Here is a 19,319-nt window from a genome sequence, read left to right on the forward strand (position 1 = left end):
AATACGGAAATGGGCTTGCAAATGGAAGAAATCAGATGCGGCGCATGCCGCCGGAAGCTAGGCGTGGGAGTGTTCTCCCACTTGGTCATCAAATGCCCCCGCTGTGGGGCCATGAACACCCTGCGGGCCACGAGCCCCACACCCGAGCGCCCTGAGCGCCTTTCAACTGAAAGAGCGCCTCATGAGGTCTTCACCAATCATCCCCTGGCTGGGAGGCAAGCGCCGCCTGGCTGACCTGCTGCTCGGCCGCTTCCCGCCGCATTCGTGCTACGTGGAAGTGTTCGCCGGGGGCGCGGCCCTGTACTTCCTGCGGCACCCGGCCGAGGTGGAGGTCATCAACGACGTCAACGGCGACCTGGTCAACCTGTACCGGGTCGTGAAGCACCACCTGGAGGAGTTCGTCCGCCAGTTCAAATACGCGCTATCCAGCCGGCAGATCTTCAAATGGACGCAGGACACGCCACCCGAGGTGCTCACGGACGTCCAGCGGGCCGCTCGCTTCTTCTACCTGCAGCAGCAGGCCTTTGGCGGCCGCGTCCAGGGGCAGACCTGGGGCACGGCCACCACCGCTCCAGCAATCAACCTGTTGCGCATCGAGGAGAACCTCAGCGCGGCCCATTTGCGCCTGGCCAGCGCCTACATCGAGCAGCTCGACTGGGCCACCTGCCTGGATCGCTACGACCGGCCGCACACGCTGTTCTACATGGACCCGCCGTACTGGGAGACCGAGGGCTACGGCGTGCCCTTCGAGTGGGGCCAATACGAGCTGATGGCCTCCAAGCTGCGCCAGCTCAAGGGCAAGGCCATCATCAGCCTCAACGACCACCCGGATATCAGGCGGTGTTTCGAGGGCTTCGGCATGGAGAGCCTGGCTATCGACTACACCGTGGGCGGCGGCGCGAACCGGGCCGAGCGTCAAGAGCTGATCATCTACAGTTGGGACAGAGAGTCTGAGCCTGCGGGACTGTTTTGACGCGAACGGGGGATGGATGCACTGCTACATGAATTTCGAGGAAGACCATGACCAGTTGGTGAGGGCTGAGCTTGCGCAATACGGCTACGTCGACGAGGCTGATGACAATGCACTCCGTCGATATCTACACCTCCTCGACCTCAAGAGTCGCCTGGTACCGGTGCGTGGCTACAAGGTCTATTTGTCCAGGGAGCTCCAGGCTGGCCCTCAATCTCAGAATCCGGTACTTGCTGAAGTCATTCATCGTCTTCGGGGCGGCCTGTCAGTGGAGGCATATCTGTCAAAGCTGGCGAAGCAGCCGAGGAAAAAAGACGATCTCTTGGTGCATTGGGGCATCCACCATCTGCATTTGAGTCCGCTGGCCACAGTTGACGGGAACGGCTACGTTGCTCGGTCGGACGACGTGCTGTTCTTCCGTGTTGAGGGCGGCAACGCGTATTTCATCGACGTTCTTCACCATGCCACGCCCTCGGTTTGGCAGCGGGAGGAGTTGGTGCGGATTGTCGATAGCAACTGGCCACAACTGCATCACCAGATGAGCCGGACGAATGCCAGGATGGTGCGTCGGCCGGGTCCTAGCGAACTGAAAGTGCTGCGACGCAAGAATGTCAACGTACCGGTTCAGATCGGCTCGCGCGTAGTTATGCCGGCATTTGGGGCGATGACCTCGGGAAGCTCGCTGAGCGGCTTGCTCGACGCGGACCGGGTCGCTCTGGAGCTACGGAGGCTGGCGTTGTTGATTCGACTCAACTACACCGCCTGGTTTCCACCCTCGCCATCCCCCGTCACCCTCCTGCGTTTGACCGATGTTCGCAAAGAGGGATATGTAATTGCCGACAGTGCGTCTGGGGTGTCCAGGCTGATGGAGCCGGAGCAATAGCTCGTGGACCAGGGCTAGATCGGTAGGGCGAAGCAAGCGCTCCAGAACATGTGGCTGCTCTTGTGATGCCTGGCTTCCTGCAATCGGAACGTGACTCGCACGCGACCGACGCGCTCGGCGTCGACCTCGACCTCCCGAATCAACGGCCCGCCGTCTGCGGGCTCCGGCAACTGGCGTAAAGCTGCGGAGATCTCGTCAGACGAGAGACTAGGCAGCACCCCATTCGGGTGAAAGGGCTTGCTCAGGTCGGGGCGCTGCCCATTGCCGTACTGGACCAGCATTTTCATCGCGGTGATGCCGTTGCGAATGCCTCTGTCCTCGTCGCAATTGTTGAAGATCATGTGAGCGTGCCGCGCCTTGTAGGCCAGTCTGATGGCCTCGGCCACGATGCCCTTGAGCTCGGCGTCGTTGTACTCGTAGGAGAACCTCTCGGCCGCCGACGCCACGGGCGCGTTGTAGGTCTCGGCGTTCCGGCCGTGCAGGCGCACCAGCGAGTAGTTCGGGTTCGTGACCTCCCAGACCGGCGGCACTGAGTTGTCCGCGCCCCGCGGCCCGTCGACCACCGTGTGCACCGCACCCAGGGCGCGCAGCATGGCCAGCGTCTCGACCGTGCGCCTTGTGCCGTCCCACCAGCTGCTGTGCCGGAACTCAACGCTGAACGTATCCTGGGGCAGCTTTTCTCGGATGGCTTCCAGGTGGGCCGTTACGCGCGGTGACGGCACCACGGATGGAGGGAACTGGAAGTGAATCAGCCCGAGCTTGCGTGTGAGCCGTGCCGGCTCCAGCGCCTGGTTGAAGGCAGTCCAGAGGGCATCTTTCACCTCATCGGCGGTTTCGCGATAGAGGAGCCGCTTCCGGCCTGGCAGCAGTTCCTTCACCCCTCGGGGCAGCACTGCGACGTCAGTTTGGTGCCCTGTGAAGAAGCGGAAGGCCTTGAAATTGAAGACGAAGTCGTCGGGCGTGCGGGCCGCCCAGTTGTGCACGTTGGTCGGCGAGGGGATCGCGTAGTAGCTGCTGTCGACCTCGACCAGGGGGAAGACGCTGGCGTAGTAGCGCAGGCGCGCTTCGGGCGTCTTGCAGTCCGGGGGGTAGAAGCGGCCGCAGTCGATCAGGCTCTTTTCAGCCCAGGAGGCATGTCCGACGAGCGTGGCCATGGGACGCTGTGGTCACCGTCGCGGCTCGGGAAAGTGGAGCCGGTGCAGCGCAATCACCTCTTGGCGCCATGCCTCGACCCGAGTCTCGTAGGCATCTGTCCTGGCCTCGATGTCACTCTCTGCCAAAGCAGGGCGACCGCCAAGCTTGACGGGCACCGGCTCAACGCAAGGGAACGGCGGGACGGGAACGCCGGCGCCTTGGAGGGCCTCGATCAGATGGATGACACGTTGCATTGGACCGAGCATACGCCCCGGCCCTTACCATTCGCTCCAGGCGTAATTCGGTTGCAACCCGTGAAATCGGATCAGCGCTCAGTTATCACACCGATTGGAGCGCACTTATCGCGGCGCGCTTCACCGTGCCGCCCGCCATGTCCGCTGCCGAAGCCGCCTTCCAGCAAGTCCACACCCTCTACAGCGACCACCACGGCTGGCTCCAGTCGTGGCTGCGCAAGAAGCTCGGCAACTCGTGTGACGCGGCCGACCTGGCGCAGGACACCTTCGCGCGGCTGCTGACGGCGCGCAACCCAGAGGTCATTGCGCAGCCGCGCGCCTACCTCACGAGCGTGGCCAAGAACATCCTCGTGAACTGGTACCAGCGCCAGGCGCTGGAGCGCGCCTACCTCGAGGCGCTGGCCGTGATGCCCGAACCCGAGGCGCCGTCGCCCGAGCAGCGGCTGGTGATCCTGCAGACGCTGCACGAGATCGACGCCATGCTCGACGCGCTCAAGCCGCTCGCGCGCCGGGCCTTCCTGCTGTCGCAGCTCGACGGCATGAAGTACGAAGACATCGCCCGTGAGCTGGGCGTGTCGCTCGCCACGGTCAAGCGCTACATGCAGCAAGGCTTTCGCGGGTGCCTGGCAGTCATGGAATGAGCGCCCTCAAGTTCGAAACATCGACGCTCGCGCCCCGCGTGCTTGACGAAGCCGCCGAATGGCTGATGCGGCTGCACGACAGCGCCGTCACCGACGAAGACCGCCGCGCCTGCGAGCGCTGGCGCCAGAGCCACCCCGACCACGCCCGCGCCTGGGCGCGCGCCGAGCTGCTGATGAACAAGCTCGGTGGCCTGCCACCGGCACTCGCCATGTCTTCGCTCGCGCGGCCCGCGCGCGGGAATGGGGGCAACCGCCGCGCCACCCTCGGCCGGCTGGCCGCGCTGCTCGCGGTCGTGCCCGCCGGCTGGCTCGGCTGGCAGGCGGTCGAGATGGCTGGCGAGCGCGGCTGGATGGCCGGACACCACACCGGCACCGGCGAGCGCCGAGAACTGCGGCTGGCCGACGGCAGCCGCCTCACGCTCAACACCGCCAGCGCGGTCGATGTGCACTTCGACGGCACGCAGCGTCTCATCGTGCTGCATGCGGGCGAGATCTTCATCGCCACCGCGCCCGACCCCGCCGCCGCGCACCGCCCGTTCCGCGTGGCCAGCGCCGGCGGCACGCTGGAGGCGCTGGGCACGCGCTTTGGCGTGCGCAAGGAAGCGGGCGGCGCGACCCGCATCGCCGTGCTCGAAGGCGCGGTGCGCATCACGCCCGACCGCGCCGCCGCGCGCGTGCTGCCGGCGGGGCAGCAGGCCCGCTTCACGGCCGACGGCATCGAAGACTTCAGCCCAGCGGACGCCTCCGTGCTGGCCTGGACGCAGGGCATGCTGCTCGCCGACGGCATGCGGCTGGCCGACTTTGCCGCGGAGCTGTCGCGCTACCGCCCCGGCGTGCTGCATTGCGATGCGGCCGTGGCCGACCTGCGCATCTCGGGCGCCTTTCCGCTGGCCGACACCGACGGCGTGCTGCGCATGCTGGTGTCGACCTATCCGGTGGACGCGGCGACGCGCCTGCGCGGCTACTGGGTCACGCTCGTGCCGCGTGCGGCAGCACAAGAAGACGCGACAGGCGCTTCGAAAAATATTTCGACCCGGGGGTGAGACTTTTTTTCGTTTCGGCTGGCAAGGAGGGTGAAGAACTCACCGCTGCCCAACCGAAAGGCCCGCCTCCATGTCCGCATCCCGCCCGTCCGCCTTGCGCCCGTTCGCAGAGCGCCGCCTGAACACCGTCCTTCGCCATGCCCTGATGGCGCTTGCCCTCGGCGGCCTGGCCGGCGCGGGAGGGCCGGCCTTCGCGCAGGCGTCGTCGTCGCTCGACGCCGCCGCGTCCCGCGCCTACGACATTCCCTCCGGCCCGCTGGGACGCACGCTCGCCAGCTTCGCGGCCGGCAACGGCATTGCGCTGTCGTTCGACCCCGCGCTGACGCAGGGGCGCAGCAGCCCCGCGGTATCGGGCCGCTACACCGCGCGTGAAGCCATCGAGCGCCTGCTCGCGGGCAGCGGCCTGCAGGTGGTGGCGCGCACCGACGGCAGCTACACGCTGAACCGCCGCGAGGCCGGTGCGCCTGCCGCGGGAGCCGTCGGCACCGACACGCTCGCGCCCGTCACCGTGACGGCCGAGGCCGATCGCAGCGGCACCACCGAAGGCACCGGCGCGTACACCACGCGCGCCACGGCGGCGGCCACGGGGCTCGCGCTCTCGCCGCGCGAGACGCCGCAGTCGGTCACCGTGATCACGCGCCAGCAGATCGACGACCAGAACCTGCTGTCGCTCGGCCAGGCCATGCAGAACGTGCCCGGCGTGTTTGCCGTGAGCTCCGACAGCGACCGCACCGACCTGTACGCGCGCGGCTTCTACATCGACAACTACCAGTACGACGGCGTGCCGACCACGGTCACCACCGACTTCTTCGGCGCCTCCACCAACGACCCGGTGCTGTACGACCGCATCGAGGTCGTGCGCGGCTCGACCGGGTTGCTCACCGGGGCGGGCAACCCGTCGGCCTCGGTCAACCTGGTGCGCAAGCACGCCGACAGCAAGGTGTTCGCCGGCAGCGCGTCGCTCGCGCTGGGCTCGTGGAACCTGCGCCGCGGCACGGTCGACCTGCAGACGCCGGTCACCAAGGACGGCCGCGTGCGCGCCCGCATCATCGGCATGACGGAAGACCGGGACTCCTTCATCGACATGTACCACGGCCGCAAGCACGTGCTGTACGGCGTGGTCGATGCCGACCTCTCGCCGAGCACCACGCTGAGCGTGGGCATCGAGTCGCAGGCCACCCGGCCCACGTCGTCGACCTGGGGCGGCTTGCCGCTGACCTTCAGCGACGGCACGGCCACGCGCTGGGACCGCTCCAAGACCATCGGCACGCCGTGGACCCACTGGGACACGACCACCACCACGGCCTTCGCGAACCTCACGCACCAGTTCGACAACGGCTGGAAGCTCAAGGCCAACGCCTCGCACCGCGACAGCCACCAGAACGCCAAGCTGCTGTACCTCTTCGGCGGCCTCGACCGCCTCACCGGTCGCGGCCTGGGCTCGCTGCCCGGCTACTTCGAGCACGAGTTCCGCCAGAACAGCCTCGACCTGCAGGCCACCGGCCCCTTCACGCTGCTGGGCCGCACGCACGAGCTCGTGGTGGGTGTCACCAACAGCCAGTCGCGCTACGTGGAGGCCAACCATCCGCGCACCAGCGCGCTGCCCAGCACCGGCAACTTCTACGCCTGGGATGGCTCGTTCGCCGAACCGACGTGGGAGCCGCTGAAGGTCTCGGGCATCACCAAGACGCGCCAGACCGGCTACTACGGCGCCGCGCGCCTGTCGCTGGCCGATTCGCTCAAGCTCATCGTGGGGGGCAGGCAGAACAGCTGGCGCTCCACGCGCCTGACCGCCGACGCCCCGACCACCCGCAAGCACGAGGTATTCACGCCCTACGCGGGCCTGGTGTACGACCTGGGCGACACCTATTCGGTGTACGCGAGCTACACCGACATCTTCCAGCCGCAGAACTACCGCGACGCCACCGGTTCGTACCTCGACCCGGTGACCGGCAAGAGCTACGAGATCGGCCTCAAGGGCGAGCACTTGAACGGCAAGCTCAACACCTCCATCGCCGTGTTCCGCGCCGAGCAGGAAAACGTGGCGCAGCGCGACGGCACCAGGCTCGTGCCCAACTCGACCGAAGGCGCCTACTACGGCGCGCGCGGCGTGACCAGCAAGGGCATCGAGCTGCAGGTGTCGGGCGAGCTGGCCCCGGGCTGGCAGCTGAGCGCAGGCATCGCGCGCACGCTGGGCCGCGAAGGCAACGGCGACCACATCAACACCACCATGCCGACCACGCAGGCCACGCTGTTCACCACCTACCGGTTGCCCGGCGAATGGCACCGGCTCACGCTGGGCGGCGGCGTCAACTGGCAGAACCGCACGTACTACGCGTACAGCGTGGGCGACGTCGACCTGCGCTACCAGCAAGGCTCGCGCGCGGTCGTGAGCCTGATGGCTCGCTACGCCTTCACGCCCAAGCTGGCGCTGCAGCTGAACATCGAGAACCTCTTTGACAAGAAGTACTACAGCAACATCGACGGGCAGGCCTACTTCGGCACGCCGCGCAACGCGGTGGCGACGCTGAGCTACGCGTTCTGACCGCGAACACGCGGCGAAAGGCAAGGTGCTGCGCTAGCGCCTTCAGCAAAGACGAAAACAAATGCATCCGCAGGGCTGGGCGAGCACTTCGCGCCGAGAATCGGCGCCCCGTGTTCCGTTCCTTTCCCTTCCCGCATGCGCTTTCGTCCGGTCTTCCTGCTTCTTTTCCTCGGCCTTTCCATCCCGCCGCTGGCGCATGCCGCGTCGTCGCGCAACTGCCTCATCGTCGGCGTGACCGACGGCGACACGCTCACCGCGCGCTGCGGCCGCATCGGTGCCTACGAGCAGATCAGGGTGCGCATCGCCGCCATCGACGCCCCTGAAAAAAAGCAGCCCTACGGCCAGCGCAGCCGGCAGGCGCTGAGCCGCCTCTGCTACGCCGAGAAAGCGGTCATCACCGAACGCGACACCGACCGTTACGGCCGCACGGTGGCCGATGTGTCGTGCAACGGCGAGGACGCCGGTAGCCGCATGGTGTCCGACGGCTGGGCCTGGGTGTACGACTACAACAAGATTGCGACCAAGCGTGGCGGCGGGCTCTTCAAACTGCAGGACAGCGCCCGCTCGCGGCACCTGGGGCTCTGGGCCGATGCGAAGCCGGTGCCGCCGTGGGACTGGCGCAAGAGCCAGCGTGAATCGCATTGGAGCGATCACCTCTTCTGAGCTTTCAGCTGGCTGTCATGGGGCCTTCACGTGTGGGCGTGAACATCGAAAGTTCTCATAACCCACATGACAAGAGATCAGAGAGATGGCCAAGGATTTCGAGCAGATGGAGGATTCCAATCCCTCCACGAACCCCACGATCCACGACGTGTCCGACCCCAGGCGCCGGGTGTTCGTGCGCGGCGGTCTCGCGGCGGCGGTGGCCGGGCTTTTCGGGCCGCTCGCGGCCGGCACGCTGGCGGGTTGCGCCACCGCCGGCAGCAGCTCGTCGGTGAGCGCGCTGGGCCGTGCCATCGGCTTCAAGAGCGTGCCGATGGCGGCCGTCGACCGCGTCGTCGTGCCCGAGGGCTACAGCGCGCAGGTGATCTACCGCTGGGGCGACGCCACCGGCATCGCGGGCCGCATGCCCGCCTTCAAGACCGACGGCTCCAACACCGCCGACGAACAGGCCCTGCAGGCCGGCATGCACCACGACGGCATGGCCTTCTTTCCGCTCGACGGATCGAACCGCGGCCTGCTGGTGCTGAACCACGAATACGTCGACGACGGCCTGCTGCACACCGACGGCATGAAGACCTGGACGCCCGAGAAGGTGCGCAAGTCGATGCACGCGCATGGCGTGTCGGTCATCGAACTGCAGCGCGAGGGCGCGAAGTGGTCGCAGGTGCTGCCGTCGCGTTTCGCGCGCCGCATCACCGCGCTCACGCCGATGACGCTCACCGGCCCCGCCGCAGGCCACCCGATGCTGCGCACCGCGGGCGACCCGACCGGCACCCAGGTGCTGGGCACCTACAACAACTGCTCCAACGGCCAGACGCCGTGGGGCACGTACCTCACCTGCGAAGAAAACTTCGCCGACTACTTCGAAGGCACCGACACGCCCGACGCACACCAGAAGCGCTGGGGCATCAAGAAGGGCAACGGCGCCAAGTACCGCTGGCACGAGCACGAAGAGCGCTTCGACGTAGCCAGGCACCCGAACGAATCGAACCGCTACGGCTGGGTGGTCGAGATCGATCCGCAGGACCCGGCATCGACCCCGCGCAAGCGCACCGCCATGGGCCGCGCCGCACACGAAGGCGCCGCCACCGCGCTCACCAACGATGGCCGCGCCGTCGTCTACATGGGCGAGGACTCGCGCTTCGAATACATCTACAAGTTCGTGAGCCGCGACAAGGTGCAGCCCGGCGGCGCGGCGGCCAACCGCGAACTGCTCGACCACGGCACGCTGTACGTCGGCCGCTTCGACGTGGACGGCACCGGCGAATGGCTGCCGCTCGTGCAGGGCCGGAACGGGCTCGTGGCCGACAAGGGTTTCGCGAGCCAGGGCGACGTGCTCATCAAGGCACGCCAGGCGAGCGACCTGCTGGGCGCGACCAAGATGGACCGTCCCGAGTGGACCACCGTCGATCCGCTCACGAAGGAGGTCTACTGCACGCTCACCAACAACAGCAACCGCGGCGCGCCGGGCCAGCCCTTCATGGACGCGGCCAATCCGCGTTCCAACAACACGATGGGCCAGATCATCCGCTGGAAGGAAAGCGGTGACCTCGACGCGACCAAGTTCGCGTGGAACCACCTCGTGCTCGCGGGCGACCCGAAGCAATCGCGCTACGAGGCACAGGGCAACATCAAGGGCGACACCTTCGGCAGCCCCGACGGCCTGATGGTCGACGCGCGCGGCGTGCTGTGGATCGAGACCGACGTGTCGACCTCCACGCTCGGCAAGGGCGACTACAGCAACCTGCCGAACAACCAGATGCTGGCTTGCGACCCGACGAAGGGCGAGATCCGGCGCTTCCTGGTCGGCCCGGCCGGCTGCGAGATCACCGGCCTCACGGCCACGCCGGATCTGCGCACGCTGTTCATCAACATCCAGCATCCGGGCGAGCCGGCCAACGAGCGCAGCGATCCGGACCGTCCGCTGGCTGTGTCGAAATGGCCCGACGGCGCAGGGCGCCCACGCTCGGCCACCGTGGTCATCACGAAGAACGACGGCGGTGTGATCGGGACCTGATGCCGGTAGCGGCGGCGCTCAGCAGGCGCCGCTGCTCCAGCACCGTAGCGAGGGCATGAACAGGCCCACGACGAAGGTGATCGCGCAGAACACCAGCAGGATCAGCGCCGCCATGCGCAGCCCCTCGGCGTTCCAGCGCGGCGCGAAGCCGCTGATGAATCCCGAGGCCCATGTGCCCTCGATCCGCTCCGCACCGCCCCAGCGCAGCACCCAGAGCAGGAAGAGCGCTTCGACGGTATGAATGGCGATCCACCAGATCAGCGACAACATGGCCCCGGCTCCTGCTTCAGGACTCGCTCTTGCCCTGCACGTCGGCGACCACGCGCGCATTGCGCTGGAAGCTCCAGTACGCGCCCGCCCAGTCCATCATCACGACGACGCGGTTGCGAAAGCCGATGAGGAAGTACGCGTGCGCGAACAGCCAGAACAGCCACGCGAGCCGGCCGCTGAAGCGCAGCGGGCCGAAGGGCGTACCCAGGTCCACCACCGCCGAGTTGCGGCCGATGGTCGCGAGGTTGCCGTAGTCCGCATAGCGGAACGGCACCGTCGGCTGGCCCGCGATGCGGCGCAGGATGTTCGATGCCGCGGCGCGGCCCATCTGCTTGGCGCCGGGCGACACGCCGGGCACGGGCTTGGGCGGCTTGCCGGGTGCGTGGCTCATGGCGGCCGCGAGGTCGCCCACCACGCTGATTTCGGGATGGCCCGCGAGGCTCAGGTCGGGCTCGACCTTGATGCGGCCCGCGCGGTCGCATTCGACGCCGGTGGCCGTGCCGAGCATGCGGCCGAGCGGCGAGGCCGCGACGCCCGCGGCCCAGACCACGCAGCTGCTATCGATTCGGTAGCTCGCGACCGGTGCGCCGTCCGCGCCGCCGCCGGTCTGCACTTCGAGCCCGGTGGTGTCGATGGCGGTGACGCGCGCATTCAGCCGCACTTCGACGCCCAGTTTCTCGAGCTGCTCGAGCGCCTTCTGGCTCAGCGATTCGGGCATGGCCTGCAGCACGCGCGGGCCGCCTTCCACGAGCAGCACCTGCGAGCTGCTCGGGTCGATGTGGCGGAACTCGCCCGAGAGCGTGTGCTTGGCGATCTCGGCCAGCGTGCCGGCCATTTCGACGCCGGTCGGGCCGGCGCCGATCACCACGAAGGTGAGCAGGGCGCGGCGAAGCGCGGGGTCGGTGGTGGTCTCGGCGGTTTCGAACGACAGCAGCACGCGGCGGCGGATCTCGAAGGCATCGGCCAGCGTCTTCAGGCCCGGTGCTATGGGCGCCCATTCGTCGTGGCCGAAATAGCTGTGCGTGGCGCCGGCGGCGACGATCAGGTGGTCGTAAGGCACGCTCGCGCCGCTGGCCAGCTGTACGGTGCGGCCTGCGGGATCGATGGCGCTCACTTCGCCCAGCAGCGTGGTGATGTTGGGTTGCTTGCGAAACAGCGAACGCACCGGCGCCGCGATGGAGGGCGCGGCGAGCCCGGCGGTGGCCACCTGGTAGAGCAGGGGCTGGAACAGGTGGTGGTTGGTCTTGTCGATCACGGTGACATCGACGTCGGCGCGCTGCAGCTTGCGAGCCGCCTCGAGTCCGCCGAATCCGCAGCCGACGATGACGACCTTGGGCCTGGCCGGGGAGGTGTTCGTTTGCATCGAACGGATGATACGCAGCCGCCCTGCACACCCCGCCATCTTGTGCCACAGTGGCTGCCCGTCGACTTTCCGGCGGCGGCCCTGCGGCGTTTTGTCCTACGGACTGCGCCGACCCCTATGGGCTAAAACTTGCGGCTGACCCGACTGGAGACCCCATGACGCTTTCCCGGCCGATCACACAGGCGGCGAGCACGTTGCGCGACAGGTTTCGCGAAGTGCGCGCCACGAGCCTGGCACTTGCCGCCCCGCTTTCCGCCGAAGACCAATGCATCCAGTCGATGCCCGATGCGAGCCCGACGAAGTGGCATCTCGCGCACACGACGTGGTTCTTCGAGACTGTGCTTCTGCAACCGCATGCCGAGGGTTGTCAGCCCTTCGATCCGCGATTTCATTACCTCTTCAATTCGTACTACGAGGCGCTAGGGCCGCGGCATCCCCGCCCGCAGCGCGGGCTGCTGACGCGGCCTTCGGTGGACGAGGTGCATGCGTACCGGCGGCATGTCGATGAAGCGGTGCTCGCAATGCTCGAAGGTGGCGTCGACGAGCAGGGCTGGGCTGTGATCGAGCCCATCGTCACGCTCGGGTTGAACCACGAACAGCAGCACCAGGAGCTGCTGCTCACCGACATCCTGCATGCGCTCTCGTGCAACCCGCTGTTGCCTGCGTACAAGCCGGCGAGCGGGCCTGCGTTGCGGCTGGCCGCCGTGCCGCCCGCGGTGCGCTGGATATCGCAGCACGGCGGCATCGCAGAAGTGGGGCATGCGGGGCAGGGTTTTTCCTTCGACAACGAGACGCCGCGCCACAAGGCGCTGCTGCAGCCGTATGCGATTGCTGACCGGCTGGTGAACTGCGGCGACTATGCGCAGTTCATTGCCGATGGTGGCTATCAGCGTGCGGAGCTGTGGCTGTCCGATGGATGGGCCGCTGTGCAGGCGAATGGCTGGCGGCATCCGGCGTACTGGCTCGCATCCGACGATCCGCGCCTGAACCTCGGAACGCAGCAGCAAGGCACGGCCGAATGGCATGTGTTCGGCCTGCACGGCGTGCGGCCGATGGAAGCCGATGCGCCGGTGTCGCAGTTGAGTTTTTATGAAGCCGCCGCGTATGCCGAATGGGCCGGCGCGCGGCTGCCGACGGAGTTCGAGTGGGAGGCCGCGTTCGACGCGCCCGGCATCACGCAGATGACCGGCCATGTGTGGCAGTGGACGCGTTCCTCGTACGACCCGTATCCCGGCTTTCGCCCGATGCCCGGCATCGCGGCCGAATACAACGGCAAGTTCATGGTGGGGCAACTGGTGCTGCGCGGCGGCAGCGTCGCCACGCCGGCCGGGCACTCGCGGCCGAGTTATCGCAACTTCTTTCCGCCGGCGGCGCGCTGGCAATTCACGGGGCTGCGGCTCGCGAAAGACCTTTGATCATGCGCAATCCAACTTCTTCTTCGTCGCTCTCTTCGTTCGTTGCCTCGAAGACATCCCGCTCGCCGGCGGCCGTCGTGCCGCTGTCCGAATTCGGGCGGGAGATGCAGGCGGGTCTGGCGCGTGCGCCGCGCAGCATCTCGCCCAAGTTCTTCTACGACGTGGCCGGGTCGCAGTTGTTCGACCGGATCTGCGAGCTGCCCGAGTACTACCCGACGCGCACCGAGTTGCGCATCCTCGGTGAATGCGCAGGCGAGATCGCCGAGCAGATCGGGCCGAACGCGGAGATCGTGGAGTTCGGGGCGGGGTCGCTGACCAAGGTGCGGCTGCTGCTCGATGCGCTCGAGACGCCCAAGCGCTATCTGCCGATCGACATCTCGGGGGAGCACCTCGAGGCGGCTGCGGAACGGTTGAAGGCGGACTATCCGGCGCTTGTGGTGCAGCCCATTGCTGCGGACTACACGATGCCGCTGGTGCTGCCTGCGCCTTTGGCCGGTTCCGGTCGTCGCGTCGGATTTTTCCCGGGCTCGACGATCGGGAATTTCGAGCCTGACGAGGCGCTGGCTTTTCTGCAGCTGGCGGCTCGGATGTTGCGGGGCGGGGGGCTCTTGATTGGGGTCGATCTGGTGAAGGCGCCGGAGCGGTTGCATGCGGCTTACAACGATGCGCAAGGGGTGACTGCGGAGTTCAATCTGAATCTTTTGCGTCGTGCCAATACGGAGCTCGATGCGGACTTCGATCTGGATGGGTTTGCGCATGCGGCGTTCTATAACGCGCCTCGGCAGCGGATCGAGATGCACCTTGTTAGCCGGCGGGCTCAGAGCGTTTCTCTGAATGGGGAACGGTTTGGGTTTGAGGAGGGCGAGACTATTCACACCGAGTACTCGCACAAGTTCACTGTGGATGGGCTTCGTGCGCTGGCTGTTCGTGCCGGGTTCCGACCGGGGGCGGTTTGGACGGATCCGGAGAAGCTCTTTAGCGTTCACTGGCTGGCTGCCTAGTTTGCTTTTCGAGGCCGGGTCTCGCCCCGGCAGGCGACTCACTTTCTTTTGCTTCGCCAAAAGAAAGTAAGCAAAGAAAAGGCGACCCCGCTGTCTGCGACCCCTTCGCTGCGCTACGGGGCAACCTGTGGTGCTCGCGTTTCGCGGGGTCTCGCAGAACTCGCTTCGCTCAAACAGCTGCGAGCCCTGATCCGCGAAACGCTGCGCTCCTCGGCGCAGCCAGAGGGGAGGGGGAGACGAACGGGCCATCGCTTTGCTCGGCTTGCAATCGGGCCTTTGCTTCACTCGGCCTGGATTGGCTCCCTCTCCCTTTGGGAGAGGGCTGGGGTGAGGGCACCGTGGCCGAGCGCAGCGATGGCGTGTCGGTCCCCAAAACCCTTCTGTATGCGCCGAGGAGCGGAGCGTTTCGCGGATCAGGGCTCGCCCTTGTTTGAGCGAAGCGAGTTTGGGCGAGACCCCGCGGAACGTGAGCACCGCAGGTTGCCCGCAGCGAAGCGGAGGGACGCAGACAGCAGGGTCGCCTTTCTTTTGTCTACTTTTCTTTGGCGAAGCAAAGAAAAGTAGGTCGGCCGCCGGGCCGAGACCCGGCCTCGGAAAGCAAACATCCAAATAGGGTTCATACAACCAACGAAAAAGCGGCCGTACCAAGCAACGGCACAATACCCAAGCCCCGTGCGGCAGCGCAACGGACAGCGCCCCCGCCACCCCTCCCTCTGGAGACCAAGACAGATGAAAGCAACCTGGAACGGCGTCACCATCGCCGAAAGCGACGACACCGTGCTCGTCGAAGGCAACCACTATTTCCCGATGAGTTCGCTCAATCGCGATCACGTCACCTTCAGCAACCACAAGACCACCTGCCCCTGGAAGGGCACCGCGAGCTACTACTCGCTGCTGGTCAACGGCGAGCTCCACACCGACGCCGCCTGGTACTACGCCGACCCGAAGCCCGAAGCCGAGGAAATTCGCGACCGCGTCGCGTTCTGGAAGGATGTGAAGGTCGCCGCGTGACCACCGCCGCCTTCACGCCACCGTTCATCGATCCTGCCGAACTGCCCGCCGCCCTGCGCGAACAAGGCTACGCGGTGCTGAGCCCCCAAGGCGTCGGCGACTGGCTCGGCGCGCCGCTCTCGCAACTCGAGGCATTGCATGCGGACTGGAACGACCTTCCACCCGACGAGTACCTGAAAGACGGCGGCCGCTACCGCACGCGTCGCCATGCATGCTTCACCGTCGAGGCGGGCGACAACGCGGTGCTCGAGCAGGTACCGCACCGCGCGCACTGGCAGCCGGTCGAATACAACGCGCTGCACGGCGGGATGCAGCGCTGGTTCGCGCCGATGCTGGCCGAGACCATCGTGCAGCCGGTCTGGCAACGCCTGCTGCAGCGCCTGGGCACTGCAGCGAGCGACATGCGCGGTGCGCCGCAGAAATGGTTCGTCGAGGCACATCAGTTTCGCATCGACACCGCGGGCGGCATCGGTCGCCCGACCCCAGAAGGCGCGCACCGCGACGGCGTTGATCTGGTGGCCGTGGCGTTGGTCGGTCGTCAGGGCATCAAAGGCGGCGAGACGCGCGTGTTCGAGGCCAACGGCCGGCGCGGCGAGCGCTTCACCATGACCGAGCCGTGGACGCTGCTCGTGCTCGACGATGCACGCGTCATTCACGAATCGACGCCGATCCAGCCGCTCGAAGAGGGCGGTGCGGGTTGCCGCGATACGCTCGTGATCACTTGCCGATCGCAGGGTTTCCAAGGCGATTGACGCTCGCAGGCGGTACTTTGGGTACCGCTGGCACGAGTCCTACAGCCACCCAACGGTGTAGCGGTTAAATTCGGGACCCGGTTCGACTTCGAGCCGTGTCTGTCTGCGAACGAAAGCGAGGTCCGCCATGTTCAATCACATCCTGGTTCCCATCGACGGTTCTGAAACTTCCATGCTCGCCGTCAGCAAGGCCAGTGGCCTCGCACTGGCTTTCGGGAGCCGCATCACGTTGATTCACGTGATCGACAACTACCCCTTCATCGGTGTGGGCGCGGACTACGCGCTCGGCCAGAACGAATACCTGGCCGCCGCCACCGCGAGCGCGAATGCGGCCCTGGCACGCGGCGTTGCGGCCCTCGCGGCCGAAGGCCTGCACAGCGACCAGCGCGTGATCGACGGCCACGTGGTGCACGAAGGCATCGTCGACACGGCCATCGCCATCGCGGCCGACCTGATCGTGATGGGCTCGCACGGCCGCAGCGGCATCGAGAAACTGCTGCTGGGCAGCGTCACGCAGCGCGTGCTTCAGGACGCGACGATGCCGGTGCTCGTGGTCAAGGGCGGCTGAGCGAAAAACCCGATTTGCTTTCGAAACGAAGGGTCTGCTGCGTCGCCGGATGCACGAAGGCCAGCTCGCTCGCATGCAGCAGCAGGCGCGGCGCACGCGCCTGCACCATGGCATCGCCATACAGCGCATCGCCAAGAATCGGATGACCGATCGACAGCAGGTGCACGCGCAACTGGTGCGAGCGGCCGGTCTCTGGTTCGAGCAGCACATGGGTCGCGCTGAGACCTCCCTGCACCGATGACGCCAGCGCACGCCAGCGCGTGAGGCTGGGCTTGCCCGTTGGGTCGGTTTTCTGCAGGGGCCTGCGCGGCCAGTCGGCCATCAATGGCGCATCGATGACCGACCAGTCCTCGCGCGAGGGCATTTCACCGTCGACGATGGCTTCGTAGCGCTTGTGCACCTGCCGGTCGGCAAAGGCCGCGCTCAGCGCGCGCTGCATCTCGAGGCTGCGCGCCATCACCACGAGTCCGCTGGTCGCCATGTCGAGCCGGTGCACGATCAGCGCATCGGGCCATTGGCACATCGCGCGTGCGCTCAGGCAGTCCTGCTTGTCCTCGCCGCGCCCGGGCACGCAGAGCAGGCCCGCGGGCTTCTCGAGCACCAGCAGGTGGGCGTCTTCGTGGATGGGATTCAGTGGCGGCGCGGTCATGGAGGAAGCGAGTGTAGAGAGGGCGCGCAAGGCAGGGCATTGCGCCTTGCTAACGGGTGGCTCATGGCCCTCGGCTATCCTCGACGCACAATGTCCGGCTCCGCTCCCGCCTCCGCTTCCTCCCCTCAACCCAGCTTTTCCGACCTGACGCGCGAGCGCCCCTTCATGCACATGTGGACGGCGCGGCTCTTCGGAACCGCCGCCTCGCAGATGCTGCTGGTGGCCATCGGCTGGCACATGTACGAGCTCACCAGCAGCGCCTGGGACCTGGGCCTCGTCGGGCTCTACCAATTCGTTCCCGCGCTCTTGCTGGCGCTGCTGGCCGGCCACATCGTCGACCGCCACCACCGCGGCCGCATCGTGGCCGCCTGTTTCGCGGTGCAGGGATTGGTGGGGCTGGTGCTGCTGCTGGCCGTGCTGGAGAAGCACGACACGCGCGGCCTGCTGCTGGGGCTCTCGCTGGTGCTGGGCGCGGTGCGTGCCTTCCAGATGCCGGCGCAGCAGGCGCTCACGCCGCTGCTGGTGCCGCCCTCGATGCTCGCGCGGGCCATGGCCTTCAGCTCGGCCGGCATGCAGGGCGCGATCATCGGCGGGCCGGCGCTCGGCGGGCTGCTGTTCGTGGCGGGCATGTCGGTGGTGTACGGCGCGAGCGTCGCGTTCTTCGTCATCGCCTGCGCGCTGGTGCTGCGGCTGCGCTATGCCTACACGCCGGCCGCGCGCGAGCCGGTCACGCTCGCCACGGTGTTCGCGGGCGTCGACTTCATCTGGAAGCGCAAGCCCGTGCTCGGTGCTGTCTCGCTCGACCTGTTCGCGGTGCTGCTGGGCGGCGCGGTGGCGCTGCTGCCGATCTATGCGAAGGACATCCTGCACACGGGCCCATGGGGGCTCGGGCTGCTGCGCGGTGCGCCGGCCGTCGGGGCGCTGGTGATGTCGATCGCGCTCACGCGGCGGCCGGTCGAGCGGCATGTGGGGCGCACGCTGCTGCTGGCCATCGGGCTCTTCGGCCTCTGCATGGTGGTGTTCGGTATCTCCAAGAGCTTCATCGTCTCGCTGATCGCGCTCGCTGTGTCGGGCGGGGCGGACATGGTCAACGTGGTGATCCGCCAGACGCTGGTGCAGCTGGAGACGCCCGACGCCATGCGCGGGCGGGTGAGTGCGGTCAACTCGATCTTCATCGGCGCGAGCAACCAGCTCGGCGAATTCGAGTCGGGCGCCACGGCGGCGCTGCTCGGGCCCGTGGGGTCGGTGGTGGTGGGCGGCGTGGGGACGATGCTGGTGGCGCTGACGTGGTTCAAGCTGTTCCCGTCGCTGGCACAGCGCGATCGCCTGGTGGTGGCGATGCCTGCGGCCGTCAAGCCTGCCGGACCGGTCTAGAAAACCGAAAAGGCTTTCGGTGCGTCGAGCGTGAGGTCGTCCAGCGCCTCCGCCACGCAGGGCAGGATCCAGCCTTCGTCTTTTTCGTCGACGCTCAGGCCGGGCCATTCGATGATGTGGCGCACGCGGCCCGACATCAGCCGGCAGATGCAGGTGCGGCAGGTGCCGTTTCTGCAGGAACTCGGCAGTTCGATGCCGGCGGCCTCGGCCGCCTTCAGGAGCGTGGTGCCCGGTTCGGTCTCGAAGTCGAGGCCCGAGGGCGCGAGTCGGACCTTCATTCCTGGGGAGGCTGCTGTTGTTGCTGCTGCTCGCGGCGTTGTTCGCGCAGCATGAAGAGGTAAAGGCTCTCAACCTTCTCGCGCGCCCACGGCGTCTTGCGCAGGAACTTGAGGCTGGAGCCCACGCTCGGGTCGATCTGGAAACAGCGGATGGGAACGAGCTCGCCCAGGTGTTCCCAGCCGTACCAGTCGGCCAGCGAGGTGACGATGGCCTCCAGCGTGAGCCCGTGCAGCGGGTTGCGGGGCTGGGCGGGCTTGGCCGGGGCCGGCGGGGGGCCGGCCGGTGCCTCGTCGGTCACTTGTTCTTGAGCTTGCCGCGCGGAATCACCGCGGTGGTGATCGTGCGGACCGGCTCGATGCCGCCGGTGCCCACGGGCTTGGGCGGCGAGGTGTCCTTCTTCGGTTTCTTGGCTTCCTTGGTGCTGCGTTGCTGACTCTTTGCCATGACTTTTCTCCAGTTGATGCTACGGATGCAGCGGGCAGTTTAG

21 protein-coding genes are annotated in these 19,319 nt (G+C 67.0%); 14 read left to right on the top strand and 7 right to left on the bottom strand.

The features are described from left to right. The first annotated feature begins 21 nt into the window (after positions 1-21). From ACSFA7_RS14245 to ACSFA7_RS14255, 3 genes are read left to right on the top strand one after another with little or no spacing between them, the layout of a single operon-like run. A complete protein-coding gene (locus ACSFA7_RS14245; protein WP_435500222.1) occupies positions 22-234 on the top strand; it encodes a Com family DNA-binding transcriptional regulator in 213 nt (70 codons plus the stop codon). Beyond that, entirely contained in the window at positions 182-973 is a 792-nt protein-coding gene (locus ACSFA7_RS14250; protein ID WP_435499961.1) for a DNA adenine methylase, read from the top strand. The genes ACSFA7_RS14245 and ACSFA7_RS14250 overlap by 53 nt, the downstream gene beginning before the upstream one ends. A gap of 28 nt (positions 974-1,001) precedes the next feature. Beyond that, positions 1,002-1,853 (top strand): hypothetical protein, encoded by an 852-nt coding sequence (locus ACSFA7_RS14255; protein ID WP_435499962.1) that lies wholly within the window; start codon positions 1,002-1,004, stop codon positions 1,851-1,853. Between the two features lie 14 nt (positions 1,854-1,867). On the opposite strand, the gene ACSFA7_RS14260 is transcribed toward ACSFA7_RS14255, so the two are convergent. Continuing rightward, positions 1,868-3,007: a DUF72 domain-containing protein gene (locus ACSFA7_RS14260; protein ID WP_435499963.1), complete on the bottom strand. Its 1,140-nt coding sequence runs from the start codon at positions 3,005-3,007 to the stop codon at positions 1,868-1,870. 371 nt (positions 3,008-3,378) lie between these two features. On the opposite strand from ACSFA7_RS14260, the gene ACSFA7_RS14265 reads away from it, so the two are divergent. From ACSFA7_RS14265 to ACSFA7_RS14285, 5 genes are all read left to right on the top strand, one after another. Continuing rightward, positions 3,379-3,882: a sigma-70 family RNA polymerase sigma factor gene (locus ACSFA7_RS14265; protein WP_435499964.1), complete on the top strand. Its 504-nt coding sequence runs from the start codon at positions 3,379-3,381 to the stop codon at positions 3,880-3,882. Then, the gene (locus ACSFA7_RS14270) at positions 3,879-4,925 is read left to right on the top strand and encodes a FecR domain-containing protein (protein ID WP_435499965.1); all 1,047 of its coding nucleotides are present in this window, start codon (positions 3,879-3,881) and stop codon (positions 4,923-4,925) included. The genes ACSFA7_RS14265 and ACSFA7_RS14270 overlap by 4 nt, the downstream gene beginning before the upstream one ends. A 70-nt stretch (positions 4,926-4,995) precedes the next feature. Continuing rightward, positions 4,996-7,470 carry a ferric-rhodotorulic acid/ferric-coprogen receptor FhuE gene (gene fhuE / locus ACSFA7_RS14275; protein WP_435499966.1) on the top strand — a complete coding sequence of 825 codons (2,475 nt, stop codon included), beginning with the start codon at positions 4,996-4,998 and terminating at the stop codon, positions 7,468-7,470. A 135-nt stretch (positions 7,471-7,605) separates the two neighbouring features. Continuing rightward, positions 7,606-8,133 (top strand): thermonuclease family protein, encoded by a 528-nt coding sequence (locus ACSFA7_RS14280; protein ID WP_435499967.1) that lies wholly within the window; start codon positions 7,606-7,608, stop codon positions 8,131-8,133. Positions 8,134-8,218: 85 nt separating this feature from the next. Continuing rightward, positions 8,219-10,150: a PhoX family protein gene (locus tag ACSFA7_RS14285; RefSeq protein WP_435499968.1), complete on the top strand. Its 1,932-nt coding sequence runs from the start codon at positions 8,219-8,221 to the stop codon at positions 10,148-10,150. 18 nt (positions 10,151-10,168) lie between these two features. Here the strand turns inward: ACSFA7_RS14285 and ACSFA7_RS14290 are convergent, their stop codons facing one another. Next, entirely contained in the window at positions 10,169-10,420 is a 252-nt protein-coding gene (locus ACSFA7_RS14290; protein WP_435499969.1) for a hypothetical protein, read from the bottom strand. Between the two features lie 16 nt (positions 10,421-10,436). Further along, on the bottom strand, positions 10,437-11,783 hold the full coding sequence (locus ACSFA7_RS14295) for an NAD(P)/FAD-dependent oxidoreductase (RefSeq protein ID WP_435499970.1): 1,347 nt from the start codon (positions 11,781-11,783) through the stop codon (positions 10,437-10,439). Between the two features lie 155 nt (positions 11,784-11,938). Between ACSFA7_RS14295 and egtB the strand changes: the two genes are divergently transcribed. The 5 genes from egtB (at position 11,939) to ACSFA7_RS14320 (ending at position 16,530) form a co-directional block, all read left to right on the top strand. After that, positions 11,939-13,198 (top strand): ergothioneine biosynthesis protein EgtB, encoded by a 1,260-nt coding sequence (egtB, locus tag ACSFA7_RS14300; RefSeq protein WP_435499971.1) that lies wholly within the window; start codon positions 11,939-11,941, stop codon positions 13,196-13,198. A gap of 2 nt (positions 13,199-13,200) precedes the next feature. Continuing rightward, positions 13,201-14,199, top strand: a complete 999-nt coding sequence (egtD, locus tag ACSFA7_RS14305) for an L-histidine N(alpha)-methyltransferase (protein ID WP_435499972.1) — start codon at positions 13,201-13,203, stop codon at positions 14,197-14,199. A 729-nt stretch (positions 14,200-14,928) separates the two neighbouring features. Further along, on the top strand, positions 14,929-15,210 hold the full coding sequence (locus tag ACSFA7_RS14310) for a DUF427 domain-containing protein (protein WP_435499973.1): 282 nt from the start codon (positions 14,929-14,931) through the stop codon (positions 15,208-15,210). Beyond that, a complete protein-coding gene (locus tag ACSFA7_RS14315; protein WP_435499974.1) occupies positions 15,207-15,962 on the top strand; it encodes a 2OG-Fe dioxygenase family protein in 756 nt (251 codons plus the stop codon). Before ACSFA7_RS14310 ends, ACSFA7_RS14315 begins: the two co-directional genes overlap by 4 nt. A 127-nt stretch (positions 15,963-16,089) precedes the next feature. Next, positions 16,090-16,530 carry a universal stress protein gene (locus ACSFA7_RS14320; protein WP_013542598.1) on the top strand — a complete coding sequence of 147 codons (441 nt, stop codon included), beginning with the start codon at positions 16,090-16,092 and terminating at the stop codon, positions 16,528-16,530. On the opposite strand, the gene ACSFA7_RS14325 is transcribed toward ACSFA7_RS14320, so the two are convergent. Then, positions 16,517-17,179 carry an RluA family pseudouridine synthase gene (locus ACSFA7_RS14325; RefSeq protein ID WP_435499975.1) on the bottom strand — a complete coding sequence of 221 codons (663 nt, stop codon included), beginning with the start codon at positions 17,177-17,179 and terminating at the stop codon, positions 16,517-16,519. The genes ACSFA7_RS14320 and ACSFA7_RS14325 overlap by 14 nt on opposite strands. A gap of 90 nt (positions 17,180-17,269) precedes the next feature. On the opposite strand from ACSFA7_RS14325, the gene ACSFA7_RS14330 reads away from it, so the two are divergent. Beyond that, on the top strand, positions 17,270-18,553 hold the full coding sequence (locus tag ACSFA7_RS14330) for an MFS transporter (protein ID WP_435499976.1): 1,284 nt from the start codon (positions 17,270-17,272) through the stop codon (positions 18,551-18,553). Here ACSFA7_RS14330 and ACSFA7_RS14335 read toward each other — a convergent pair. From ACSFA7_RS14335 to ACSFA7_RS14345, 3 genes are read right to left on the bottom strand one after another with little or no spacing between them, the layout of a single operon-like run. Then, positions 18,550-18,831 (bottom strand): 2Fe-2S iron-sulfur cluster-binding protein, encoded by a 282-nt coding sequence (locus tag ACSFA7_RS14335; protein WP_435499977.1) that lies wholly within the window; start codon positions 18,829-18,831, stop codon positions 18,550-18,552. The genes ACSFA7_RS14330 and ACSFA7_RS14335 overlap by 4 nt on opposite strands. Beyond that, on the bottom strand, positions 18,828-19,130 hold the full coding sequence (locus tag ACSFA7_RS14340; protein ID WP_435499978.1) for a VF530 family protein: 303 nt from the start codon (positions 19,128-19,130) through the stop codon (positions 18,828-18,830). The genes ACSFA7_RS14335 and ACSFA7_RS14340 overlap by 4 nt, the downstream gene beginning before the upstream one ends. After that, positions 19,127-19,276 (bottom strand): hypothetical protein, encoded by a 150-nt coding sequence (locus tag ACSFA7_RS14345; protein WP_013542593.1) that lies wholly within the window; start codon positions 19,274-19,276, stop codon positions 19,127-19,129. The genes ACSFA7_RS14340 and ACSFA7_RS14345 overlap by 4 nt, the downstream gene beginning before the upstream one ends. Positions 19,277-19,319 lie beyond the last annotated feature (43 nt).

Origin of the sequence: Variovorax trehalosi (assembly GCF_051216415.1) — a bacterium.
GTDB lineage: Bacteria > Pseudomonadota > Gammaproteobacteria > Burkholderiales > Burkholderiaceae_C > Variovorax.

Bases quoted from the DNA above. Each gene is read 5' to 3' on its own strand.
- egtB (WP_435499971.1), top strand. From the start codon at position 11,939: ATGACGCTTTCCCGGCCGATCACACAGGCGGCGAGCACGTTGCGCGAC.
- ACSFA7_RS14250 (WP_435499961.1), top strand. From the start codon at position 182: ATGAGGTCTTCACCAATCATCCCCTGGCTGGGAGGCAAGCGCCGCCTG.
- egtD (WP_435499972.1), top strand. From the start codon at position 13,201: ATGCGCAATCCAACTTCTTCTTCGTCGCTCTCTTCGTTCGTTGCCTCG.
- ACSFA7_RS14245 (WP_435500222.1), top strand. From the start codon at position 22: ATGGAAGAAATCAGATGCGGCGCATGCCGCCGGAAGCTAGGCGTGGGA.
- ACSFA7_RS14265 (WP_435499964.1), top strand. From the start codon at position 3,379: ATGTCCGCTGCCGAAGCCGCCTTCCAGCAAGTCCACACCCTCTACAGC.
- ACSFA7_RS14270 (WP_435499965.1), top strand. From the start codon at position 3,879: ATGAGCGCCCTCAAGTTCGAAACATCGACGCTCGCGCCCCGCGTGCTT.
- ACSFA7_RS14325 (WP_435499975.1), bottom strand. From the start codon at position 17,179: ATGACCGCGCCGCCACTGAATCCCATCCACGAAGACGCCCACCTGCTG.
- fhuE (WP_435499966.1), top strand. From the start codon at position 4,996: ATGTCCGCATCCCGCCCGTCCGCCTTGCGCCCGTTCGCAGAGCGCCGC.
- ACSFA7_RS14335 (WP_435499977.1), bottom strand. From the start codon at position 18,831: ATGAAGGTCCGACTCGCGCCCTCGGGCCTCGACTTCGAGACCGAACCG.
- ACSFA7_RS14260 (WP_435499963.1), bottom strand. From the start codon at position 3,007: ATGGCCACGCTCGTCGGACATGCCTCCTGGGCTGAAAAGAGCCTGATC.
- ACSFA7_RS14330 (WP_435499976.1), top strand. From the start codon at position 17,270: ATGTCCGGCTCCGCTCCCGCCTCCGCTTCCTCCCCTCAACCCAGCTTT.
- ACSFA7_RS14285 (WP_435499968.1), top strand. From the start codon at position 8,219: ATGGCCAAGGATTTCGAGCAGATGGAGGATTCCAATCCCTCCACGAAC.
- ACSFA7_RS14310 (WP_435499973.1), top strand. From the start codon at position 14,929: ATGAAAGCAACCTGGAACGGCGTCACCATCGCCGAAAGCGACGACACC.
- ACSFA7_RS14290 (WP_435499969.1), bottom strand. From the start codon at position 10,420: ATGTTGTCGCTGATCTGGTGGATCGCCATTCATACCGTCGAAGCGCTC.
- ACSFA7_RS14295 (WP_435499970.1), bottom strand. From the start codon at position 11,783: ATGCAAACGAACACCTCCCCGGCCAGGCCCAAGGTCGTCATCGTCGGC.
- ACSFA7_RS14280 (WP_435499967.1), top strand. From the start codon at position 7,606: ATGCGCTTTCGTCCGGTCTTCCTGCTTCTTTTCCTCGGCCTTTCCATC.
- ACSFA7_RS14345 (WP_013542593.1), bottom strand. From the start codon at position 19,276: ATGGCAAAGAGTCAGCAACGCAGCACCAAGGAAGCCAAGAAACCGAAG.
- ACSFA7_RS14255 (WP_435499962.1), top strand. From the start codon at position 1,002: ATGAATTTCGAGGAAGACCATGACCAGTTGGTGAGGGCTGAGCTTGCG.
- ACSFA7_RS14320 (WP_013542598.1), top strand. From the start codon at position 16,090: ATGTTCAATCACATCCTGGTTCCCATCGACGGTTCTGAAACTTCCATG.